Origin of the sequence: Cobetia sp. cqz5-12, assembly GCF_016495405.1 — a bacterium.
In the GTDB taxonomy this organism is placed as follows: domain Bacteria; phylum Pseudomonadota; class Gammaproteobacteria; order Pseudomonadales; family Halomonadaceae; genus Cobetia.
Map to the genome: position 1 here is coordinate 1,706,190 of NZ_CP044522.1, position 19,229 is coordinate 1,725,418.

Below are 19,229 nucleotides of genomic sequence, written 5' to 3' on the forward strand. Positions count from 1 at the left end.
TAATCCGTTGTGTGCGCACAGCATTCGTGAGCCAATGGAACATATGAAACCGCATACGGATCTCGACATCTTTCACGCCGTCGTCGACGCCGGCACCTTCACCGGGGCGGCGCGCCAGCTTAGCATTACCCACTCGGCGATCAGCAAGCGCATCGCGCAGCTGGAGCAGCGTCTTGGTGCCCAGTTGCTGATTCGCTCCACTCGGCGGATGCGCCTGAGTGAAGCAGGCCAGCTCTATGCCCTGGAGACGCGGGAGTTGCAGGAGCGCCTGCGCCATGTCGAGCAGGAGATTGCCGAAGGTAGTGGCGCGCTCAAGGGGCGCATTCGCCTCTCGTGTTCCCATGCATTGGGCAAGCGGCAGGTGATGCCCCTGCTGTTGCGCTTCATGGAGCGCTATCCCGAGGTGATCGTGGACCTGACGCTGTCGGACGCAGTGGTCGATCTGGTCCATGAAGGGATGGATCTGGCGATACGCAGCACCACACAGCCCGAGCTCGGCCTGATCGCCAGGCGGTTGGCCACCAACCATCGCGTCATCTGTGCATCGCCGGACTATCTGGCAAGCCATGGCACGCCGCGCTCAGTACCGGAGTTGGCGGAGCATGTCAGCCTGATCCTGAATCTCCCCGGCGGCTTCAATGCCTGGGGGCTCACGTCGTTGCCCGACATGCGTTGTGGCTTCCTCTCCAATTCTCTGGAAACGCTGCACGCCGCCTGTCTGGGCAGCCGCGGCATTGCCTGTCTGCCGCACTACCTCATTGCCGATGACTTGGCTTCCGGGCGCTTGATCCCGCTGCTGGAAGACATACGTGGGGACGGCGCAGATACCAGCATATACATCGTCCGCCCGGAGACGCAGATTCTTCCTCGGCGGGTGAGGGTGCTGATGGATGCCTTGATAGAGGGATTTGAAACCGGCTAGGAGGTGTTTGCCAAGGCCATGACGTATCTGGTGATCATCAAGGTCATTACATGACATATTATCCCAAGGAGAGATAACAGGATTTCAGTGACGTACATCATGGAGCGATACATGTCACAGATTGGACGCAATAGATTGGCGGTACTTATTGATGCTGACAATGCGCAGGCTGCTATCTGCGAAGCGCTGCTGGCAGAGATTTCAAAGCTGGGGGTCAGCACCATCAAGCGGGCTTACGGAGACTGGACGACGCCGAATCTTGCGCCCTGGAAAGAGCATCTTCTGCGTCATGCCATTCATCCGGTTCAGCAGTTCAGCTATACCCAGGGCAAGAATGCGACTGACTCTGCGTTGATCATCGATGCCATGGACTTGCTGTACTCGGGGAACGTGGAGGGGTTCTGCCTCATCTCTTCGGACAGCGACTTTACGCGCCTCGCGGCTCGTTTGAGAGAGAGCGGCATGCTGGTGTATGGCTTCGGTGAAGACAAGACGCCTCAGCCCTTCGTGTCTGCCTGTGACACGTTCATCTACAGCGAAGGCCTGCGCAAGGTGGCTGAGAAGCCCGTCCCGGCCATGCCAGTCAGCAAGCCGGCTGTTGAGCCGGTAGCCCTCGTCAAGCCGACCAAGGCACAGAGGCAGTTGAGGTCGCATATCTTGAATGCGGTGAATGAACTGCAGCAGAAAGATGGCTGGACTTCCTTATCAGCAGTAGGAAGTTATCTAAAGAAGAAGATGCCCGACTTCAAACCGTCTGATCATGGGGCCAGCAAGCTTGGAGTCTTGATCCAGGGACTGGATTATCTGGATAAATGGAATCGTCCGGTAAAGGGGGGTGTGCAGCATTTATATATCCGAAAAAAGAGTAGCCAGCCTGCAAAGGCCAGCTGATCAGGCAATCTATTGAGAGAGGTAGTCAATCACACAAGCCGATGGATAATAATCGGCCGCTATTTCCAGGTAATGAGCAGTCGTCGCTTTACTCAGCCGCCATCATTCGCTCGTACAGACCATCCTTGAGCAGGCTGCGCTGGTGCTTGAGCTGGTGCATGGAGTCATCGCCGATCGGCGATTCATCGACTTCCAGGGCGTGAATCTCGATATCGATACGGGTATAGGCTTCCGCGATGCGGGCAAACTCTTCATTGCCATTGATCAGGCGCAGAATGAGATCACGTTGCTGAGGGAAGTCGTTGCACAGGGAGTGGTCATCGATATGCATGGTGTGGCTCCAAAATAGGGGTGGGAGAATCCAAAAAGAGGGAGTGTTGCCACTCCCCGAAAGGGCATCCTTGCTTACGTTGCAGGACGTATTCTCAAACAATGGACTGGACGTCGATCACGATCTGGTCCCAGCTGCGCTGGGCGGTCATGTCGTTTTCGACATCGCTGTCATAGGCATTCTGGAAGCGCTTGATGGCGGCGGTCTGGCGGGTGGCCTGATAGAGCCAATAGGCCTCTTACTTCAGGAATGGCGCCTTTCTGTTCAGCCCGGAACGTCGTAAATTTCTTGTATATCATTATGTTATCTCGGTTTGTTCTCTGCCCGTCGTGTGTGATTAACGTTAGCACCGAGTCCGGGGATTGATTACCGAGAGATTGGAAGAAAGAAATTATTCGATTGCTTGAGAGTGGGAGTTCGCAATAGGAATCAAGTTGTTATCGGGCAGCTTCAACAAGCGACTATAAAAAAAGTCCCGCGATAGTCGTGTCTGGCCACGACTGTCACGGGACTTTTGCCTCTGAGAGGGTCACAAGCGCAGTGGCAGGAACCTAGCCCTTGCTGTCGCCAGGGCTCTTGGCAGAGTCTTTGGAAGAGTGCTTGGAAGAACCCGCATCTTTCTCGGATTGCTCGTAGACGGGCAAAGCACCTTCATCAGAGCCAGTTTCTTCACCCGGGGCAGCATCTTCACCAGCAGCCTTAGCAGTGGAAGGCTGGGAACTTGAGGTGTTGGCACCGATACGCTTGGTCCAGCGCTGGCGGGCAAAGCGGCGCAGATTGGCCACGTTGTCCGTCTCGTCGATGATGTCCTCGCCCAGGATCGTCTCCATCACATCTTCCAGCGTGATGACACCCAGCCAGTTGCCCAGGTTGTCGTAGACCACGCACAGATGCTGGCGTTCGCGCTGCATGAGCCCAAAGGCATGCTCGACGTTGTCTTCGGCGTGCAGCTCGCTGATCGGGCGCATCAGGTCCTTGAGCGGGGTGGTGGGCTCTGCCTGATGGGCATCGGTCCGGTGAATCATGCCCAGCGTTCGCTCATCGTCGGTCATCACCGGGTAGCGGCTGAAGGGCCAGATCGTCAGCTGGTCATTGAATTCGGCCACGCTCATCTCGGGGCTGACCGTCTGGCAGACAGGGCGCGGTGTCAGCACGTCACGCACCTTCATCTCATGCAGATTGAGGATGTTGGTGATGACGCGTTGTTCATCATTTTCCAGGGCTTTCTTGTCGAGCCCCATCTGCGCCAATGCCTTGATCTCGCCACGCACATCGATGTCATGGGCATCCTTGCCGATGCGCGAGGTGATCAACTCAGACAGCCAGATCAGTGGCTTGAGTGCTAAGACCATGGCATTGAGCACACCGGGCAGCATCGGCGACAGCTGACGCCAGTAGGTAGCACCGATGGTCTTGGGAATGATTTCCGAGGCCACCAGGATCAGCAGCGTCATCACCGCCGAGGCCACGCCGACCCAGGCTTCCCCGAAGACGACCGATACCTGCGCGCCCACCCCCGTGGCACCGACGGTATGCGCGATGGTGTTGAGCGTCAGGATGGCGGCCAGCGGCTTGTCGATATTGTCCTTGAGTTTGGCCAGTGCGGCGTGGCGCTTGGGATGTTGATCTCTCAGGCTTGCCACATAGCTGGGAGAGAGCGACAGCAGCGCCGCCTCGAGCACTGAGCAGACGAATGAGATGCCAATCGCGATGGCGGCAAACAGGATCAACAGAAACATGAGGCGTGCTCCTTGGGGGAAAGGCATCCATTAGTGACATAAGGCACAGCACTGTCAAACCCGTGAATTCTCGCAGAGTTTTCAGCCTGCTGGCCAAGCTTGCCAGCCTATGCGGCCAAGTGCCGTTGACTCCAGGGATGCAAGAGGGCTGCAAGAAGAATGCAAAAGGTCTGCAAAAGAGAACAGGGCGTTAGATGAGACAAGATGCAATACTTATATGATAATGAGATTGTTTTGCTTTCGGTAATCATTGTATTTTGTTGCCTCGGCCGTATTCGAAAGCCTCGGCCTGACATGGCCGTTGAGTGGCACCGTTCGACTCTTCAGCCGTCAGTGCGATCCGCAGCAAGCGGTATGCCTTCATCAGGATTCACATTGCAGGGATTTGCAGCGACATGTCACAGCCGCTTGGAGACACTGCCGACAGTCGGGCCACTCGCCGCGTCATGGCCCCACCTCAACAGAGCCCCGCACCGCTCAGCGAGCGGCGCGGCTGGCGAATGGCGAAATATCCGCATTGCGAGGGACAGGTGCAGGAGCTGCATCCCTGGCGGGATGCGCATCTGACGCTGTGTGATCTCGAGGTATCACGCGCCTATCATGGGCAGCATCAATTTCACGAGGGCCTCTATCTCTGCCTGGTGCTGGAAGGACGGCTGACGCTATCAGGCGTGGACGGCGTGGGGGTCGACTTGCTCGCGGGGCAGGGGGGAATCTTTCGCCCGGCGAGAACGCAGTCTGCGCCGCCGACGCTGAAGAGCTACCACCCTGAAGGTCGCCTGCGCTGCTTGAGCTTGCATCTGGAGGGCGAGGCGAGCCAGTCGCTGCAGGTGCGACGCGGGCTGGCGAACTGGGATGCATTGCCGTGCGCGCGCCTTTCCAGACCGATGGGCTGGACGCCGGGGGGCTGGCTTCATCAGCAATTGGATGAGTGTGTCAGAGTCCCTGGCAGTGATGGCGCACGCGGGGAGTGCGAGACGCCTGTGGTCACCGCCTGCGAGGGGGAGATGCTGGAGTGGCAGGGGATTGCGCTGCAGTTGTTGGGGGCAGCACTCAAGCGGGGTGCTGGTGAGGTGCAGGGTGTGCCGGCTTTTTCTTCCTCACCATTACCGTCCCCATCGCGACCCCACGGCACCTGTCGACATCTGGAGGCGGTGCGCCAGCGTCTTGCCGCCGTGCCGCATGGCGCGCACTCGCTGGAGGAGCTGGCGCGGCTGGCTTGCATGAGTCCCTCCGGCTTGCGCCACAAGTTTCGCCAGGCCTTCGGGCAGTCACTGGGCAGTTACCAGCGTGAATGTCGCATGCGGTGTGCCGAGCAGGCCTTGCGGCGTGGGGTGAGCATTCAGCAGGTGGCGCATCAGGTGGGGTATGCCCATGCCTGCAACTTCGCCACGGCCTACCGGCGTCATTTCGGGGTGTCGCCACAGGTGGCACGAGCCAGGTTTCATCGCGTCGAGTGAGCCGTGATGGCGGCGGGCACCTGGAGGTGGGCATGGGGTTGTCACAATACGCAAGCGGGCACCCGATGGGTGCCCGCTTGCGTGTGTTGTACTCGGCAGTTGAGTACTGGTGATGCCAGATGGCCTTACAGGAAGGGGATCATCGGCAGCACCACGTCATCCAGCAGGCCTGTCGGGTAGTGCAGATTCATCGCCGCCTGCATCCCGAGCAGGAAGACTACCACGCCCAGCGCGAAGAGCCCTGCGAACAGCGGCGACTTGCGCGCGATGGTGAGCTGGAAGCCCAGACAGAACAGTACAGCGGTGGAGACGAAGCCCAGCAGCGCACTGACGCCGATCAGCACGAAGAAGCCGAGCATTACACCCACTGCCTTGGAGGCCGGTTGCTGGACGCGAATCATGCCGCGACGCCAGCCGTTGAAGACCACGGCGATCACCGAGAGCAGCGTGATGAAGGCGGCCAGCGTCGGGAAGGCCTTGCCCAGCGGCATCAGGTCCTTGATGTCGTAGAGCGCCCACAGGGCGGCAACGCCCATCATCAACAGCAGCAGGAAGTCGACGCCACCGAAGCCACGCGATTCCAGCACATCCTCTTGTGGAGACGGCGCGCTCTCGACCACTTCATGGGTCTGGCGGCGACGCATGATCGCCTTGCGGATCACCGGCAGGAAGAAGGCCAGCAGGATCAGGCCGAGGATGATCAGTACGCCCGGGCGCAGGAAGGCTTCGGCGCCGTGGAACTGCATGCTCTGATAGAAGTAGTTCTCGGCGCCCGGTGCCAGCACGAAGCCGATCAGGAAGGCCGGACGCGACCAGCCAGCACTCTTGAACAGCACACCGATCATGCCGATCATGCCCAGCGCGGCCCAGTCACCCAGCGAGCGGCTGGCCTGATAGGCAGCGAACAGGATCAGTACGGTGATGGCAGGGGCCAGAATGGCGAAGGGCACACGCGTCAGCTGCGCAATCGGACGCGCCAGCATCAGACACAGGCCCGCGCCCAGGATATTGGCCAGCGCCAGTGACCAGATGATGGTGTAGGTCATGTCCAGATTGGTGGTGATCATCGACACGCCGGGTTCCAGCCCCAGCAGCAACAGCCCGCCCAGGAAAACCGCCGCCGTGCCGGAGCCTGGCACCCCGAACAGCAGTGTCGGCACCATGGCACCACAGGCGCAGGCATTGTTGGCGGATTCCGGCGCGATGACGCCGCGGATGTCGCCCTTGCCGAACTGGCTCGGGTCCTTGGCGGTCTTGACCGCGAAGCCGTAGGTGATCCAGTCGACCACGGAACCCGCCAGGCCCGGGATGGTCCCGATCAGGCTGCCGATACCGGCACAGCGCGCGACCAGCCACTTGTTCTTGACCACATCCTTGATGCCGGCAGACCAGCCCTTGCCCAGGTCGGTGTTGCCGTTCTTGGCGATACTGCCACGTCCCAGCAGCAGCTCGACGATTTCCGGCAGGGCGAAGATGCCCAGACCCAGCACGATCAGCGGTACGCCGTCGTACAGGTAGTCGATGTCCAGGTTCATGCGGTACTCGCCGGTCGCCGGTGCGGCGCCGATAGCACCGACCAGCAGGCCGAGGCCGCAGGCAGCGGTGCCCTTGAACAGGTTCTTGCCGGACAACACCGCCACCATCGTCAGGCCCAGCAAGGTCAATACGAACAATTCGGCTGACGAGAAGGCCAGTACGAGGGGGCGTGCGACGAGGATGAAGCCGGTCAGGATGATGGCACCGATCACGCCACCATACAGGGAAGACAGGAAGGCACTGGTCAGCGCGCGGGCTGCCTGGCCCTTCTTGGCCAGCGGGAAGCCATCCAGCACCGTGGCTTGCGATGCGCTGGAACCGGGAATGCCCATCAGGACCGAGGCGAAGGTATCGCCGGTGGGAATGACCGCGACCATGCCCATCAGCATGCCCAGGGCGTAGCCCGGGTCCAGTCCATAGAGGAAGGGCAGCAGCAGGGCCATGCCGGCGATGCCGCCCAGGCCGGGAATGATACCGACCAGCAGGCCGACGAAGATGCCGATCATCATGAACAGCAGATGCGTCAGCGTGAAGACGTGTCCAAAGCTGGACAGGAGAGTGTCGATCATGGCGTTACTCAACCTCTTGTTCTTCTCTAGATGCTTCTCTAACACTCAGAGGCGGTGCCGGGGAGAGCATGGTGAGGCAGGGAGTGAAAGGCTCACGGGGCTACTGATCGGCAGCCCCGTGAGTAGGTCCCCATCACACCCGGGGGTCAGACCGTCATGGGTGTGATTGCGAGCCTCAACGAGATTGCAGGCGAATATTGTGGCGTTCCATCAGCCAGTTCTTGACCCATTCATGCTCGGCTTCGCTCAGCTGCATGGCTGCCTGGAGCTGGGTCGCGGCGGCCTTGCCGACCATCAGGCCATAGGGTCCGACCTTCTGAGCGGCCTCCTTGAGGAACTCGGGGTCCTTGGCCAGATCACGCGCGGCCTGGCGGTAAAGCTCCAGCAGCTTGGGGTCCACGTCCTTCGGCACCAGCAGCATCTTCTGCATGGCGTAACCGGAGGCGAAGAACTTGTGGAAGATCTGATAGGCCTTGTCGTCACGTGAATGGCCTTCCTGGGCCAGATACAGTTCGGAGAAGGTCGGCAGGTCCGGGAAGGACGGATCGCGCTCGATATGGCCTTCGTCATCCATCACGCCAAGGCTGAACAGCGGTACGGCCTGGCCGGCGTCGACCAGCGGCGTGACGTTGCTCTTGTAGGCGGAGGTGGTCTGGAAATCGAGGGCGACTTCGCCACGTTCGAAGGCCAGGCGGCCTTCACCACGGCTCTTCATGCCGAAGACCGGGTCGACCTGGAAATCGAGCAGATCGAAGGCCATCAGCACCGGCATCTCGAGCCCGGTCGGGTTCTGGCCGGCGAACTTCACTTCCTGGGAGGCGAGGGCCTCGAGCGCACTGGCGCTGTCCTTGCCCAGCGAGCTTGAGGCGTAGACGACACCCCCTGTCGGTGCGGCGAAGATCGGCTCCCAGTCGGCATAGTCATAGCGCACGCGACGATCGCGCAGCATGGCCGGATACTGGGTAGAGGCCGAGGTGACGACCAGCTCGTCGCCGTCATCGCCGGCACGCTTGCTGAACAGGTTGACACCGGTAATGGAGCCACCGCCCGGGACGTTGTCGATGACGACAGCCGGGTTGCCCGGCAGGTCCTTGGTTACCCAGTTGGACATGAAGCGTGCCCAGACATCCGTGCCGCCCCCGACACCGAAGGGGACGGTCCAGGTCAGGGTGTCGGGGACTTCCGCCGCGGCGTGAACGGCTGAGGACAGTGGCATCAAGCCCATGACAGGCAGCATGAAGGCCAATGCGGTGGTACGGGCATGACGCTTGAGGGTCTGGCGCTTGGGGGTAGACACGATGATGGACATGGTCTGACTCCTGATTATTGTTGGAATGCGTTGTCGATCAGTGATGCGCTATCTGCATGGCGGCGCAGTCAGGTTATTTCGTTTGGCGAAAATTCATTGTAAATCAATATACTGCAGTACCTTCTCGTTACCTGTCGACGAACTCTTCGCCTCTGGCGCTTGCCAGCGCGGTCGTCTGGCGTGTCGTCATGCACGCCCAGGCATTTCCAGCGAGTCGGGGAGGTTCAAGAACACCTCGCCACTCATGATCTTGCGTGCCGTACGCAGCAGAGACACACGGCTGGGGGTCATCGGGTCGGCATTGGCGTGCTCGATCTCGACATCCAGAAAACCGGCGGGATGTTCCAGATGAACGTTTGCCGCCAGGCTACCCGGTGCCAGTGTGCCGGCTGCGAGGGCCACACGATTGGCCAGGGTACCCGGGATGCTGGTCGCAACGGCCAGCGTGATGGCACCCGTGACGGCCAGGGCACCATGGCAGCGATGCGGCACGAAGTAACGGGCGCACAGCGTGCCGTCCTGAGTGCGCGGGGCGGAGAGAATCACCGGCTTGGGCAGCACCGAGCCGCTGACGTCGCCCATGCCCATCAACTCTCCCGCCTTGAGGCGAATCTGCTCGAGGCGTGCCATCGCCTCGCGGTTGGCGTCCATCTCGGCCGGGGCTTCGTTGCCCGCCCAGCCCAGACTTGCCGCCTCGATAAGTACCACCGGAGTCGCAGAGTCGAGACAGGTCACCTCGATGCCATCAATCATGTCGATGACCCGGCCGCTGGGCAGCATCATGCCGGTCTTGGCGCCCACTGCGCCGAGGAAGCCCAGCTTGATGGCGCTGCCGGCGCCGGGCACACCACTGATGCGCGTGTCGCCCTGGTAGGCCACCACGCCACCGGGTGTCGGCACCTGGCTGTCGATCAGCGTGCGGGTATTGAGGTTGTGAATCCGCAGACGTGTCAGGTCGCCCTGTGGCGCAATCATGCCGGTCTCGATGGCGTAGGGGCCGACGGCGGCCAGCATGTTGCCGCAGTTGGGCGAGAAGTCGACCTTGTCGCCCTCTACGTCGACCTGAGCGAACAGGTAATCGACATCTGCTTCAGGATGACTGGGCGGCCCGACGAGGGCGACCTTGCTGGTCAACGAATTGCCGCCGCCCAGGCCATCGATCTGCAGTACGTGGCCGGACCCCATGACCTGACGCAGAACGTCGCGACGGCCTTCGTCATCGGCGGGGAGGTGATCCAGACGCAGGAAGGGCCCCCGAGAGGTACCGCCACGTAGGATCATGCAAGGAAGTGAATGCATCATGTTGGAACGCGCTCCTGTCTGTTTGCGCCTTCGTGAAGCATCACAGCCGATGATCTATGCATCAAATGCAAATAAAACCTATACTGTCATCATTGTGCGCATTAATCCGAAAAATGAAACAATAAGGTAGTTGCATGCATAGATTGGAGTTTCTGGATCTGTCGGCGTTCGTCGAGGTCGCCGAGAATCATTCCTTCAACGAGGCGGCAGAACGCCTGCATATTTCGCAGCCGGCATTGTCGCGTCGCATCCAGAAACTGGAGGAGATTCTGGGCGCCAAGGTGCTCGAGCGCACCACGCGAAGAAGTCGTTTGACGCCCGTTGGGCGTGATTTTCTGCCCAAAGCCCGCAAGTTGCTCGAAGATTATGAGTCGTCTCTGGTCGGTGTACGTGAGCTGGCCACCCACCGCAAGGGGGTGCTGACCATCGCCTGCCTACCCACGGCAGCCTTCTATTTCCTGCCCAGCGTGGTACGCGAATTCAATACCGCCTATCCCGGTATCCGGATTCGCATCCTGGATGTCAGTGCCAATGAAGGGGTCGAAAGGGTGGTGTCGGGGGAGGCAGACTTTGGTATCAACATGGTCAGTGCCCACCATCCAGCGGTGGATTTCACCTCCATCTATCGTGATCCCTTCGTGCTGGCCCTGCGGCGTGACCATCCTCTTGCACAGAAACAGCGCGTGGAATGGAGCGACCTGGACGATGTGCGCCTGATCACGGTCTCGCGTGACAGCGGCAATCGCATTCTGCTCGACAACACTCTGCTGTCCGCCGGCCTGCATCTGGATGGCTTCTACGAAGTGCAGCACCTTTCGACGTCACTGGGTCTGGTCGAGAGCGGGCTGGGCGTCGCCATCCTGCCTTCGATGGCCATGCCGGGGCCAGAACACGAGGTGCTGTGTCAGCGTGAACTGCCCGAGCCGCGCATTGACCGCACCATTGGCCTGCTGCGGCGGCGCGGTGAGTCGTTGTCGCCGATCGCGGAACTGTTCATCGAGATTCTGCTCAAGCGCTGGAACTGAGTCGCTTATATGGGGCGAGGGGGCCAAGGCCACAATGGAGAGCAGAGTGGCAGGCACCTCTCGCCAGGGTTGGCGTGGCGTGGCCTAGTACATAAGATGGTTGTGTATAAGACATTCATGTTTCACGGCAAGGCCGATGAAACCGTCTTGATGTCGCGTGGTCAGCTGCCGCCGGGGATCGGTAAGGGGCGTCTCCTCACCCCTTGCTTCTCCAGCCATTGACGACGTGGCGTCTTGCCTAACACAAGGATGTACATGTCCATGAGTACCCGCACAGCCACTCACGCTACCTCTCGTCAGACGGCCCTCGCGCTGGGTCTGGCACTCGGGCTCGGCAGCGCGCTGCCTGTCAGCGCAGACGAGCCGATGGCGGCCGATGACACGGGCAAGCGCGCACCGCAGGGCGAACATACGCTCAAGCGTGCCCAGCTGGTCAGCTTGATCGAACAGGGCCGGCAGGAGCTGGCGCCGGACTTCAATGGCTTTCTGACCCAGGTTGCCGAACGCAATTCCCAGGACACGGCCGTCAGGGCTGCCATCGAGCAGTATCAGGCTGGTGAGACGCTTGAGGGCGATGCCTTCGTCAACATCTATCGTCTGCTGGGGGTCTACAACCGTCTGCAGTATGGCGATGACGTCCAGGCGCTGCTCAAGGAAATGGTCGCGATCCCGACCGCCAAAGTGGGGGAGAAGCCGCAATTCGAGAACCCGGAAATCGCGCGCTTCGGTGAGTTGATCAAGGCGCGCGCCGAGGCGTTCGGCCTGACGTTCCGTAACGTCGACAATCGCGTCTTCGAGGTTGAGCTCGAGGGGACTGGCGATGACGTGTTCGGCATTCTGACCCACGGCGATGTGGTACCGGCAGGCGAGGAGGGCTGGACACTCGACGACGGTACCCATCTCGACCCGTTCGCGATGACCGAGATCGACGGCAAGCTCTACGGGCGCGGCACCGAAGATGACAAGGCCTCTATCGCCGCGGCGCTGTATGCCATGAAGTCGCTCAAGGAGAATGAGGTGCCGCTCAAGCGCACCATTCGCCTGATGATCGAGACCACGGAAGAGACCGGTGGTGATGGCTTCGAGTACTACAAGGCCAGAAATGACCTGCCGGAATACAACATCGTGCTCGATAGCGGTTATCCGGCGATCACGGCCGAGAATGGTTTCGGCACCATCGATGCGCGCTTCCCCTTGACGCCCAAGGCGGGCGAGGTCTCATCTGATCAGGCAGTCGACGCGCTGCCGACGATCACCGACTTCCAGGGTGGCCTGGCGACCAACCAGATTCCGGAGCGCTCCACTGCCACGCTGCACGCGGCTGACGCAGCGGGCGCTAAGGCGCTCAGCCACAAGCTTGAAACGCTCGGCAGCCGCTACGTCAAGGAGCATGGCCAGGACTTCAGCGTCGCCAGTGAGGTGGAAGGCGAAGAGGTCAGCGTGACGGTGACCGGCAAGTCGGCCCACTCCTCGGCGCCGGCCAACGGCGTCAATCCTGTCACACGGCTGGCGGGCCTGCTCGCCACCTCCGGCATCGATTTCCATGACAATGCCTATGAAGATGCCATCCATTACCTGAACGACAACTACGGGCTGGACTATCACGGCAAGCAGCTGGGCATCGCGTATTCCCATGATTTCATGGGGCCGCTCAAGGTGACGCCGACTTATCTGGAGAAGGAGGACGATGCGCTGCGCGTCGCGGTCAATGTGCGTGCACCTGCCGGTGAGAAATCACCTCAGGAATTGAGCCAGATGATTCAGGACAAGCTGAACGCCTATGCCAGCGAGCAGGGCATGGACATGACGCTGAACGTCGAGATTCGCGACTGGATGCTGCGTGACCCCAGCGGTGCCTGGCTGCAGACGCTGCTCAATATCTTCGGGGATACCACCGGCATGGAGGCCGAGCCGCGCTCCTCCGCGGGCAGCACGACCGCCAAGTTGTTGCCCAATGCGATCAACTTCGGCCCGTCCATGCCGGGCGAGACCTATACCGGGCATACCTCCGAGGAGTTCAAGCGGGTCGATAACCTGATGCTCGACATCCAGATGTTCACCGAGATGATGGCGCGTATCGGCAATCAGGATTCGCTCAAGTAACCGGGGCGGCTCACGGGGCCGCGTTCATGTGGATTGCCTTCTGCAGAGCGTATTGAAATAGCCCTGTGAAATAGCCTTTTGAGACAGCCCTTTGAAATAGCCTGTTGCCTGGATGACAGGCATCACAGCCAACGCCCGCCACCGCCCTGATGAAGGGCCAGTGGCGGGCGTTGTCGCATATGAAGGTCGCCGGTCAGCCAGTGCGGCCGCGCGGCCTCATCTCGGACGGTAGGGCTCGGCGGGATGCGCGGTAGGGTAGGCATCCATATAGGCAGTGGCGGCCCGTAGCAATCGCACGTCATCGTGCTTGCCGCCTGCCAGCTGAAATCCGACAGGCAGGCCTTGAGACGTGAAACCACAGGGCACTGACGCCGCAGGTTGGCCACTCAGGTTGAAAGGATACGAGAACGGCGCCCATTCCTCCCAGTCATGCATCCGGCTATCCGGGGGAACCTGATGATTCAGTGCGAAGGGGGTGACGGCGACGCTGGGTGTCAGCAACAGGTGGAAATCCTGATTGAATTGCTCCAGTGCCTGAGTGATCCGGTAGCGCTCCTCGAGTGCCTTGAAGAGATCCAGCGAGGTCCAATCGCGGGCACGCATGGCGTTCTCGACCAGCCCGGGGTCGAGCTGTTCACGCTGCTGGGCATCGCATTCATCCCAGAGCCCCAGTGAGGCGGTGAACCAGATCTTGCGAAACGTCTCGAGGCTTGCTCCGACCGGGGGATCGACTGCCACGATATCTGCGCCAAGGTTTGCCAGGCGCTGCGCGGCGCGCTCCACCAGGCTTGCGATCTCGGGGTCGACCTCGACACCTCCGAAACATGGCGAGTACGCGATGCGCAGTCCTGCCAGCGACTTGCCGATATCCGCGCCCCAATCCTCGGGTTGGCCGCGGTTGGCGTAAGGGTCCTGGGCATCGTGACGGCCGATGACATTGAGCATGGCGGCGGCATCACGGGGGCTGCGGGTCAAGGGACCGATGCTGGACAGAAAGGCAGCCTTGGAGGGCGGCCACTGCGGTGTCCAGCCAAAGGTGGGTTTGAAGCCGAAGATGCCACTGAAGGTGGCAGGAATACGGATCGACCCGCCGGAGTCACCGCCCTGATGCAGCACGCCCAGATTGAGGGCGGCGGCGGTAGCTGCGCCACCGGAAGAGCCGCCGGGTGTCAGTTCAGTATTCCAGGCATTGCTGGTGGTGCCATGCACGCGATTATCGGTGACGGCCTTCCAGCCGAACTCGGGGGTGTTGGTCTTGCCCAGTAGAATCGCGCCCGCCTCACGCAAGCGTCTGACCGGCGGCGCATCCTGTCGGCATGGTGTGGCCGCCGTGGTGAGCGAGCCCTCGCGCCCCGGCATGCCGGCCATTTCGGTGAGGTCTTTCAACGAGGTCGGGATGCCATCAAGCGGGCTCAGGGGGTTGCCGGCCTGCCAGCGCTGTGTGGATTCACGCGCCTCCTTCAGTGCCGTGTCATGAGCGACATGCACATACGCATTGACCAGCGGGTTGAGTCGCTCGATACGGGCGAGCACCGCACGGGTCACCTGTAGCGGGTCGAACTCACCGCGTTGATACCCGCGTGCCAGTTGCCTGGCGTCCAGCGCCGTCAGGTCATCCTTGGCAGTATGGGGCGAAAGATGTTGAGGAAATTCGACATCAGGCATGGCGGCTCTCCTGCTACTGAATGGCAATATTCGTGTTGATGGTTGGCGGTACTCTGCTGATAAGCGTTCTCTGTCTCTCTCTCATGGCCTTGGGTCATCGAAGGGAAACTCAAGGCATGACGAGGCTTGAAAAGGGCGAAAGAGAGCCACATGGCTGAGAATGAGTGATGGCAAGCGGCATGGTCGAGCGCATGGCAGTCGACCATGGTTCCCGATATTCGCCCAAACGGAGGACAATCATGCCAGCCAAGTCCAAGGCCCAGCAGATGGCAGCCGGGGCAGCACTGTCAGCACGTCGTGGCGAGCAGAAGGTCAGCGAACTGGATGGCGCTGCCCGCTCGATGTATGACTCCATGAGTGAAGAGGAGCTCGAGAAGATGGCCTCGACATCACGTGAAGACAAGCCGCGACACGACAATCAGAGCTGAGCCCGCGGAATGCCCAGTGTGGCTTCTGATGCGATAGCTGAAACGACACGGCGCCTGGCAATCATTTGCCAGGCGCCTTGTCGTTAGTGCGTCTCGTGGGCGCGTATCATGGCTTGTGTCGCAGATGCGCTGCTGGCCTCAACGGCTGTCGGTCAGGCTCTCATGCGGCGGCTGGTGGGACTCGCTGTCAGGCGGGGTCGGGCCACCGTTGGCCTTGGGGCTGACATCGGGTAGCGGAATCTCGGCACGTTTCCGACGGCGCTCCTCGGTGCTGATGCCCAGGCGCTCATCACGGCGCTTCATCAGCTCCTCGTCGATCTGACCATCACGGGTGAAGGCCATCATCAGTTGCGGGATACCGTAGGGGAAGTCGTCGCGGTCGATCTGCCAGGTATGGAAGGTCTTGCCGTAGGTGGTGACTAGGTCCTCGAAGTAGCTGCGCTCCGCCAGTTCCGGAATCCCCGGGGCCACCAGAATGCCGGATTTCACCTCATAGTGATGGCTGTGCCAGAGCGGTTTCTCTTCCTCGGGCAGTTGCTCGTAGCGCTCGGCGCTGATGATGTATTCGATCCCGATCAAGCGGGCATCACTGCGGTTGGAATCGAAGATCACGCATTGGTGGAGATCATGTTCCAGATGGATACAGAAGTGGCTGGCCTCCACCTGACGCCCCATGTCATCGGCGTAATGGTGGAAGCCGTTGAGGTAAGTGCTCATCGCTTCCATCGGGTACTTGCGCTGCATGACCTGCGAGGCTGCATCGAGTACCTGATGCTTCAGCGGATGGCCGCTACTGACCTTGCGAGCACTGTTGAGGCGCCGGCCCAGAAAGAAGGCGGTCGCCGCGGCGGCGCCGGCCAGAAGGCCTGTGCCGAAGCCGGACGAGTGCGAGGGATGTGAGCATGTGCGGGAATGGCGATGACGCATACTTCCTCCTGCATGGGTGTCTTGATAAGGCAAGAATTCCTGTCATGACGTTGCCATTGCAGTGCATTACCCTTGAGCGCGTCAAGTCACCTGCCGACAGCCTTGCCGCGGAAATTCTCGCCCAGGTCTGCTGCAGAGTGTCGGGATTGCTTTTCCGTTTTCTGCCCTCATCAATGAGGGATATCACTTCTTGTGGCCGCTCAGTGCCTTGCGCGACAAGGTGTCTTGTTCATCACGTATTTCGGCCATCTTTTCTCGAATTGGAGCTCGCATGAAGCAACTTATCTTTGATTGTGACGGTGTATTGGTGGATAGCGAGATCATCGCTGATGGCGTGCTCAAGGAAAAACTTCCCGTCTGGCTGCCAGACTTGGGGAGTGCAGAGCAGATCGAGCATGAACTGGACCGCTGTCTGGGCATGATGACGCGCGATATCCTGCTGGATCTGGAAGCACGCAGTCAGCATACGCTGCCCGTGGATGCGCTCGACCAGGTACGCCATCTTGTCGATTCCCGCCTGGCCGACTCGCTCCAGGCCATGCCCGGGGTGCGCGAGACGCTGGAGTGGATTCGCGATCAGCGTCTGCCGTTGGCGATCGTGTCCAACAGTTCTGAGCAGCGCATGAAGATCAATCTCGAGAGCTCGGGGCTGCGCGGCATTCTCGATGAGATTGCCGCGGCCAATGGTGATGAGCAGCTGCCGATCTTCACCTCCGATGAGGTCATGAATCCCAAGCCGGCGCCGGATCTCTATCTGCTCGCCCTCGAGACGCTGGGACGCCCAGCCGAGGAATGTCTGGTGGTGGAAGACAGCCGCACGGGAATGCAGGCAGCCGTGGCCGCAGGCCTCAAGGTCGTCGGCCATCTGGGTGCCAGCCACATCCCGCCGGGCCACGCCGAGGTGCTGCGGACCACAGGTGCCTGGCAGGTCATGCAACACTGGGATGAATTCAGCCGCCTGTGCGCTGATGCCGGTTTCGTAGTTGACGATAGCAATAAAATAGAGCCTGCAATCAGTTAAAGAAATTGATGTTTAGGCAAGCAATAAAAAGCCGTCACTGTTGTGGCGGTTTTTTATTTTTTTATATGACGGATTGCTGTAAGATTAATTTACATGATTTTGGTGCTGGTCATAATTTTTAAAAAAGTAGGGTGTGTTTCTATGTATCGAATTGATAGAGTTTCTAATCGTATAACACCTGTATTGGCTAGGAGCTTCAGTGATCTTGGCTTCTCTGAACGGAAGCATCTTCAAGAGTGGCTGGCCTTTCATCCGCAAGCTTTAACTACAGGCGAAGATGATGAACTTCTTATTATTCAAAAAGAATTCGATGGTTTCGATGAGACGCGTGAACGTCTGGATTTACTAGCAATCGATAAAGAGGGTAATTTAGTTGTTATTGAGAATAAGCTGGATGATAGCGGACGTGATGTCACATGGCAGGCTTTGAAGTATGCAAGTTATTGTGCAAGTTTAAGTAAAATTCAGATTGTCGAGATATATCAGCGTTATTTGAATCAGTTGTCGCTGGGCTCTAGTGGAGACTCGCCTAATGCTGAAGTGGAGCTGTTGAATTTCCTCCAAGCAGATGACATCGATTCAATACAGATCAATACCCTTCAAAGTCAACGGATTATCTTTGTTGCCGCAAAGTATCGTAAAGAGGTTACTAGTACCGTGTTATGGCTTAGCCAATTTGGAATTCGATGCCAATGTTTCAAAGTTACACCTTATAAGGAAGGAGAGGAGCTGTTCATGAGTGTGGATCAAATCATCCCAACTCCTGAAGCCTCTGACTTCATGATCGGTATGATGGCGAAAGAAGCAGAAGAAAAGGAAACATCCAGTACTAAGAAGAAGCGCGAAGTCATTTGCTATCAATTCTGGGAGCTATTGATTGAAGCTTTCCAGAAAAGTAATTGTTCGTTACATGACAGTAGTGCGCCTAATGCTAATATGTGGCTTCCCGGCCCATCTGGCATTCCGGGAGTTTCATATAGTACTGTATTTGCTAAATCTTGGGTGCGAGTCGAAATCTATCTCGCTCATTGGAAGCCTCAACGTAACAATTATATATTCAATGCTCTTGAGTTACATAGGCTAGATATAGAGTCCAAGGTGGGCTGTTCTTTGAAATGGGATGAGCTTCCAAAGAAAAAAGCAAGCAGAATCTCTTATACATATCCTATCAACTCTGAAGATAAAACTCATTGGCCCGAGTTGATTTCTTGGATTATTGATTTTATGAGTAAATTAGAAGCAGTGGTGCAGCCTCATCTTGAAAGATTAAAGCCTAAGCTAAAAAATATTGATTTTGACGTTTATATTGAAGATGCTGAATCAGGAGTATAACTTTTTAGATTCTTTAGGGCGATGCGCTAGTGGTATCGCCCTGTAGTCTACTCGGTTTCGATGTTTTTTATTAAATTTGTTTGATCGTATCTTGAATAATACAATATGTTGGAATTTATGTGTTTACCGGAAACAGATGCGCGTACCCCAGGCGAGCAATTCTTCCTGATTGAGGCTGCGCGATTCGACCCCGATCATTTCATCTCCCCACTGGTCCGCCCAGGTCAGCACGCCGTGGCTGATGCCACGTGCGCCCATCAAGTCGCGTATCTCACCGGTGCCCTTGAACCAGAGCGCGCTGTGATCGTTGCGTGTCAGGTCCGAGATGCCGTGGCAATGATGGATTCTCACCTTGTAGATGCCATCCAGTGACATGACCTCGACCACCGGCACCATGCCGTGCTGCAGTGCCCGTGTCAGTGACTCGAGTGTCATGCTCGTCTCGTTCTGGTGGGCGAGCGACTGATCGGCGAGGGGGCTTTGATGCAGTGGGGCAACAGGCGACGTGTGAGTGGGACTAGCAGCGGTGCTTGGCTGGTGTGTTGCAGTGCTGGATGCAGGCATCGGGAATGTCCTCAGCGGTATGTCATGTCGGCGATGAAGCGAAATTTATAACTATCGTACAATTAATGTAGAAGGTTTTGACGATTTCGCCATCGTGACTGGCAG

16 protein-coding genes are annotated in these 19,229 nt (G+C 58.8%); 8 read left to right on the forward strand and 8 right to left on the reverse strand.

Features of this window, described 5'->3' with window-relative positions:
- Nucleotides 1-43: 43 nt before the first annotated feature.
- Together F8A90_RS07290 and F8A90_RS07295 are read left to right on the forward strand one after the other, a co-directional pair.
- The gene (locus F8A90_RS07290) at nt 44-922 is read left to right on the forward strand and encodes a LysR family transcriptional regulator (RefSeq protein ID WP_200019562.1); all 879 of its coding nucleotides are present in this window, start codon (nt 44-46) and stop codon (nt 920-922) included.
- 111 nt (nt 923-1,033) lie between these two features.
- A complete protein-coding gene (locus F8A90_RS07295) occupies nt 1,034-1,813 on the forward strand; it encodes an NYN domain-containing protein (RefSeq protein WP_233593559.1) in 780 nt (259 codons plus the stop codon).
- Between the two features lie 88 nt (nt 1,814-1,901).
- On the opposite strand, the gene F8A90_RS07300 is transcribed toward F8A90_RS07295, so the two are convergent.
- Entirely contained in the window at nt 1,902-2,144 is a 243-nt protein-coding gene (locus tag F8A90_RS07300; protein WP_200019564.1) for a YdcH family protein, read from the reverse strand.
- A gap of 551 nt (nt 2,145-2,695) precedes the next feature.
- Nucleotides 2,696-3,883 carry a CNNM domain-containing protein gene (locus F8A90_RS07305; protein ID WP_200019565.1) on the reverse strand — a complete coding sequence of 396 codons (1,188 nt, stop codon included), beginning with the start codon at nt 3,881-3,883 and terminating at the stop codon, nt 2,696-2,698.
- Between the two features lie 395 nt (nt 3,884-4,278).
- On the opposite strand from F8A90_RS07305, the gene F8A90_RS07310 reads away from it, so the two are divergent.
- Nucleotides 4,279-5,343, forward strand: a complete 1,065-nt coding sequence (locus F8A90_RS07310; RefSeq protein ID WP_200019566.1) for an AraC family transcriptional regulator — start codon at nt 4,279-4,281, stop codon at nt 5,341-5,343.
- A 125-nt stretch (nt 5,344-5,468) separates the two neighbouring features.
- On the opposite strand, the gene F8A90_RS07315 is transcribed toward F8A90_RS07310, so the two are convergent.
- The 3 genes from F8A90_RS07315 to F8A90_RS07325 form a co-directional block, all read right to left on the reverse strand.
- Complete coding sequence (locus F8A90_RS07315) at nt 5,469-7,448, reverse strand: tripartite tricarboxylate transporter permease (RefSeq protein ID WP_200019567.1); 1,980 nt, start codon at nt 7,446-7,448, stop codon at nt 5,469-5,471.
- A 175-nt stretch (nt 7,449-7,623) separates the two neighbouring features.
- Complete coding sequence (locus F8A90_RS07320; protein WP_233593569.1) at nt 7,624-8,757, reverse strand: tricarboxylate transporter; 1,134 nt, start codon at nt 8,755-8,757, stop codon at nt 7,624-7,626.
- A gap of 186 nt (nt 8,758-8,943) precedes the next feature.
- Entirely contained in the window at nt 8,944-10,059 is a 1,116-nt protein-coding gene (locus tag F8A90_RS07325; protein WP_200019568.1) for a 4-oxalomesaconate tautomerase, read from the reverse strand.
- 134 nt (nt 10,060-10,193) lie between these two features.
- Between F8A90_RS07325 and F8A90_RS07330 the strand changes: the two genes are divergently transcribed.
- Together F8A90_RS07330 and F8A90_RS07335 are read left to right on the forward strand one after the other, a co-directional pair.
- A complete protein-coding gene (locus tag F8A90_RS07330) occupies nt 10,194-11,084 on the forward strand; it encodes a LysR family transcriptional regulator (protein ID WP_043332186.1) in 891 nt (296 codons plus the stop codon).
- A 261-nt stretch (nt 11,085-11,345) separates the two neighbouring features.
- Entirely contained in the window at nt 11,346-13,187 is a 1,842-nt protein-coding gene (locus tag F8A90_RS07335) for a dipeptidase (protein WP_233593576.1), read from the forward strand.
- Between the two features lie 216 nt (nt 13,188-13,403).
- Here the strand turns inward: F8A90_RS07335 and F8A90_RS07340 are convergent, their stop codons facing one another.
- Nucleotides 13,404-14,852 (reverse strand): amidase, encoded by a 1,449-nt coding sequence (locus tag F8A90_RS07340; protein WP_200019569.1) that lies wholly within the window; start codon nt 14,850-14,852, stop codon nt 13,404-13,406.
- Between the two features lie 239 nt (nt 14,853-15,091).
- Here F8A90_RS07340 and F8A90_RS07345 point away from each other — a divergent pair, with 239 nt between their 5' ends.
- Nucleotides 15,092-15,280 carry a DUF3008 family protein gene (locus tag F8A90_RS07345; RefSeq protein WP_043332182.1) on the forward strand — a complete coding sequence of 63 codons (189 nt, stop codon included), beginning with the start codon at nt 15,092-15,094 and terminating at the stop codon, nt 15,278-15,280.
- A gap of 138 nt (nt 15,281-15,418) precedes the next feature.
- Here the strand turns inward: F8A90_RS07345 and F8A90_RS07350 are convergent, their stop codons facing one another.
- A complete protein-coding gene (locus tag F8A90_RS07350; protein WP_200019570.1) occupies nt 15,419-16,207 on the reverse strand; it encodes an OBAP family protein in 789 nt (262 codons plus the stop codon).
- Between the two features lie 271 nt (nt 16,208-16,478).
- On the opposite strand from F8A90_RS07350, the gene F8A90_RS07355 reads away from it, so the two are divergent.
- The gene (locus F8A90_RS07355) at nt 16,479-17,228 is read left to right on the forward strand and encodes an HAD family hydrolase (protein WP_200019571.1); all 750 of its coding nucleotides are present in this window, start codon (nt 16,479-16,481) and stop codon (nt 17,226-17,228) included.
- A 93-nt stretch (nt 17,229-17,321) separates the two neighbouring features.
- A complete protein-coding gene (locus F8A90_RS07360) occupies nt 17,322-18,560 on the forward strand; it encodes a DUF4268 domain-containing protein (protein WP_233593583.1) in 1,239 nt (412 codons plus the stop codon).
- 123 nt (nt 18,561-18,683) lie between these two features.
- Here the strand turns inward: F8A90_RS07360 and F8A90_RS07365 are convergent, their stop codons facing one another.
- Nucleotides 18,684-18,995 carry a hypothetical protein gene (locus F8A90_RS07365; RefSeq protein WP_200019572.1) on the reverse strand — a complete coding sequence of 104 codons (312 nt, stop codon included), beginning with the start codon at nt 18,993-18,995 and terminating at the stop codon, nt 18,684-18,686.
- Nucleotides 18,996-19,229 lie beyond the last annotated feature (234 nt).

What these genes read in the sequence shown, in the direction of transcription:
- F8A90_RS07290 (WP_200019562.1), top strand. Translation starts at nt 44, where the DNA reads ATGAAACCGCATACGGATCTCGACATCTTTCACGCCGTCGTCGACGCC.
- F8A90_RS07295 (WP_233593559.1), top strand. Translation starts at nt 1,034, where the DNA reads ATGTCACAGATTGGACGCAATAGATTGGCGGTACTTATTGATGCTGAC.
- F8A90_RS07300 (WP_200019564.1), bottom strand. Translation starts at nt 2,144, where the DNA reads ATGCATATCGATGACCACTCCCTGTGCAACGACTTCCCTCAGCAACGT.
- F8A90_RS07305 (WP_200019565.1), bottom strand. Translation starts at nt 3,883, where the DNA reads ATGTTTCTGTTGATCCTGTTTGCCGCCATCGCGATTGGCATCTCATTC.
- F8A90_RS07310 (WP_200019566.1), top strand. Translation starts at nt 4,279, where the DNA reads ATGTCACAGCCGCTTGGAGACACTGCCGACAGTCGGGCCACTCGCCGC.
- F8A90_RS07315 (WP_200019567.1), bottom strand. Translation starts at nt 7,448, where the DNA reads ATGATCGACACTCTCCTGTCCAGCTTTGGACACGTCTTCACGCTGACG.
- F8A90_RS07320 (WP_233593569.1), bottom strand. Translation starts at nt 8,757, where the DNA reads ATGTCCATCATCGTGTCTACCCCCAAGCGCCAGACCCTCAAGCGTCAT.
- F8A90_RS07325 (WP_200019568.1), bottom strand. Translation starts at nt 10,059, where the DNA reads ATGATGCATTCACTTCCTTGCATGATCCTACGTGGCGGTACCTCTCGG.
- F8A90_RS07330 (WP_043332186.1), top strand. Translation starts at nt 10,194, where the DNA reads ATGCATAGATTGGAGTTTCTGGATCTGTCGGCGTTCGTCGAGGTCGCC.
- F8A90_RS07335 (WP_233593576.1), top strand. Translation starts at nt 11,346, where the DNA reads ATGAGTACCCGCACAGCCACTCACGCTACCTCTCGTCAGACGGCCCTC.
- F8A90_RS07340 (WP_200019569.1), bottom strand. Translation starts at nt 14,852, where the DNA reads ATGCCTGATGTCGAATTTCCTCAACATCTTTCGCCCCATACTGCCAAG.
- F8A90_RS07345 (WP_043332182.1), top strand. Translation starts at nt 15,092, where the DNA reads ATGCCAGCCAAGTCCAAGGCCCAGCAGATGGCAGCCGGGGCAGCACTG.
- F8A90_RS07350 (WP_200019570.1), bottom strand. Translation starts at nt 16,207, where the DNA reads ATGCGTCATCGCCATTCCCGCACATGCTCACATCCCTCGCACTCGTCC.
- F8A90_RS07355 (WP_200019571.1), top strand. Translation starts at nt 16,479, where the DNA reads ATGAAGCAACTTATCTTTGATTGTGACGGTGTATTGGTGGATAGCGAG.
- F8A90_RS07360 (WP_233593583.1), top strand. Translation starts at nt 17,322, where the DNA reads ATGATTTTGGTGCTGGTCATAATTTTTAAAAAAGTAGGGTGTGTTTCT.
- F8A90_RS07365 (WP_200019572.1), bottom strand. Translation starts at nt 18,995, where the DNA reads ATGACACTCGAGTCACTGACACGGGCACTGCAGCACGGCATGGTGCCG.